This is a genomic window from Polynucleobacter sp. 35-46-11, assembly GCF_002281105.1.
In genome coordinates, this window is the sequence record NZ_NCFJ01000441.1 from 1 (window position 1) to 2,085 (window position 2,085).

Sequence of the window (2,085 nt, forward strand, 5' to 3'; positions counted from 1 at the left end):
AGTCCTATTTGAATCTTTTTCATTTGAACTCCTTGATTAATTTGCAGGTAATAAATATTGTGAAAGTCGATCCAATAAATCAATCTTACTTTCAGTTAATACATGGTGATTCCTTGAGTCGAGAACCAAGTTTCGATCACCAAACTCAATCTCTAGCTGACCAATTTTGCGGTCCCTACCGACTATCAATGCTTCCATATCCATAAAAAATAGCTTTGTAAGCACACTAACCCAACGAGACACCGGAGACAGGCGACCCTTCGTTGCCATATCAAAATTATGCAACTCAACTAGCACCAGGTCTGCGGAGATCAGCTTCTCCCCAGTGACCCACTGGTTTGTAGTGAACAGACGAACCGGCAAACCTTGCTGATTTAATGCGATACCAATGAGGTGATGGAATTCCACCCCATTACGCTTAAATAAATGGAAATGGCCATGCTCACCATCCAACATCTCATCGGCTGCATGCGCATGGTAATAAAACTCATAACCACTAATCGGATCTAAAAGGTCATTTTTTGGATAGTGATTCCACTCAATAAACTCTCGCGCGCCACACAGCGCAGCTTCGCTAAGCGTCAAACCTTTTTTCGCGTAGCGCGTTTGGATGCTGGCGATTTCCTGAGCCGCCAAGCAAAGGGTTGATTGAATCAGCATTGAGATAAATTAATCTGCAGATTTACGTTTTTTAGGGCCGCAAGGATTTGCTGGGCCACAGGGATTGGCTGCTTTTTTCTTGGCTGGACCGCATGGATTGCTCGACTTATTCTTGGGACCACAGGGATTTTTTTGTTCGGCGTTAGCTGGATTTGCAGGAGCATCTGCAGCATTTGCCATCGGTGCTGCAGCCAATCCCGTTAAAGCTAAAGCTAATGCAGCTACTGTTGTTTTTGTAAACATTGTTTTTCCTTTTGAATTATTAAATTTCTTGAGAACTGACAGGGCCTGCGGATTTTTTCTCCATCCATGTACCCAAAATAAATACACCAATTACGGCAAGAACCATGACGACATCTATAGAAATACTTGAAACATTGAAGAGTTCTGGCAATGAATCTATATTGGCAATTTCACCCAAAGTCGTAAGAGATTCAATACTTGGATAGATCCCTGCAAATAGGATTGTTCCTAGCAACAATCCAATCAGAAAGATTCCGGCGTCAATACGACCTGACATCAAGCCAACTACCGAGGTGCCGGGGCAATAGCCGCCAATGGCGAAGCCCGCTCCAACAAACGCACCACCTAAAGCTGCAGCACCTAAGAATGATGGTGGAACAAAAAGGCTCCCACTCTCCACGAATCCAGTTTTTTCTAAAATCAAAAGTCCGACTGCAGCAAACACGATTGCAGTAAACATCACTTTAAATACGGACCAGTCTGTTAAACGAAATTGCCCCGTTAACTTATTAGGATTACCAAAACCAGCCCGCTCCAGTACAAAGCCAAAGGCTGCTCCCAGCAATAAGCCCGAAAGAATTGCTCCCATCTTATTTCTCCTGTTTCATTAGGCGGCTAGCTAACAATCCAACCGCGAAGAATGTGCCTAAAAAGGTAAATCCAGCCAAGCTGAGTACAGCCGCTCCAGACAAACCAAGACCGCTAGTGCAGCCTGCAGCAATACGTGCTCCAAAGCCAGCTAAGGCTCCACCAAATAACGCAGTTAACGGGCGCTTAGAGCCGCCTAAAAATTTCTTCCCATCTAACTTAATCGCAATTCTCCCGGCAAAGAATGCAGATAAGAGTGCGCCTATTGCAACGCCAATCACCTGCCATGTGATCCATGCGTCTAAGGGCTTGCCTTCCTCAACCATTCCACCAAGATATTCGTTAGCATTTGTTGCTACTGGCGCTAGATACATTCCAAACCATGCTGTTAGACGCGTTGTAAAGCCTGTAGCACCTAGACCGTGTCCGGTAAAAGCAAAGGTTGATAACAAAACTATTCCGAGCAGGATGCCCGCAACCAAAGGATTCCAATATGGAGCCGGTTGAACCTGCGTGTCTTTATTCATTTTATCACTTCAATTAAGGTATTAATAATATATTTATTTATATACTATTACTTAGAGGTTTCCAAGT

The 2,085-nt window shown here is 44.0% G+C and carries 4 protein-coding genes; all 4 read right to left on the reverse strand.

All coding sequences use genetic code 11. The features are described from left to right. Positions 1-36 precede the first annotated feature (36 nt). The 4 genes from B7Y67_RS16075 to B7Y67_RS16090 are packed head-to-tail and all read right to left on the reverse strand — an operon-like array spanning position 37 to position 2,018. Positions 37-660: a hypothetical protein gene (locus B7Y67_RS16075; protein ID WP_293599493.1), complete on the reverse strand. Its 624-nt coding sequence runs from the start codon at positions 658-660 to the stop codon at positions 37-39. Positions 661-669: 9 nt separating this feature from the next. Beyond that, positions 670-903, reverse strand: coding sequence for a hypothetical protein (locus tag B7Y67_RS16080; RefSeq protein WP_293599494.1), 234 nt, complete (start codon positions 901-903; stop codon positions 670-672). Between the two features lie 19 nt (positions 904-922). Continuing rightward, positions 923-1,492, reverse strand: coding sequence for a YeeE/YedE thiosulfate transporter family protein (locus tag B7Y67_RS16085; protein WP_293599495.1), 570 nt, complete (start codon positions 1,490-1,492; stop codon positions 923-925). Between the two features lies 1 nt (position 1,493). Continuing rightward, complete coding sequence (locus tag B7Y67_RS16090; protein ID WP_293599496.1) at positions 1,494-2,018, reverse strand: YeeE/YedE thiosulfate transporter family protein; 525 nt, start codon at positions 2,016-2,018, stop codon at positions 1,494-1,496. Positions 2,019-2,085: the final 67 nt, after the last annotated feature.

What these genes read in the sequence shown, in the direction of transcription:
- B7Y67_RS16075 (WP_293599493.1), bottom strand. Translation starts at nt 660, where the DNA reads ATGCTGATTCAATCAACCCTTTGCTTGGCGGCTCAGGAAATCGCCAGC.
- B7Y67_RS16080 (WP_293599494.1), bottom strand. Translation starts at nt 903, where the DNA reads ATGTTTACAAAAACAACAGTAGCTGCATTAGCTTTAGCTTTAACGGGA.
- B7Y67_RS16085 (WP_293599495.1), bottom strand. Translation starts at nt 1,492, where the DNA reads ATGGGAGCAATTCTTTCGGGCTTATTGCTGGGAGCAGCCTTTGGCTTT.
- B7Y67_RS16090 (WP_293599496.1), bottom strand. Translation starts at nt 2,018, where the DNA reads ATGAATAAAGACACGCAGGTTCAACCGGCTCCATATTGGAATCCTTTG.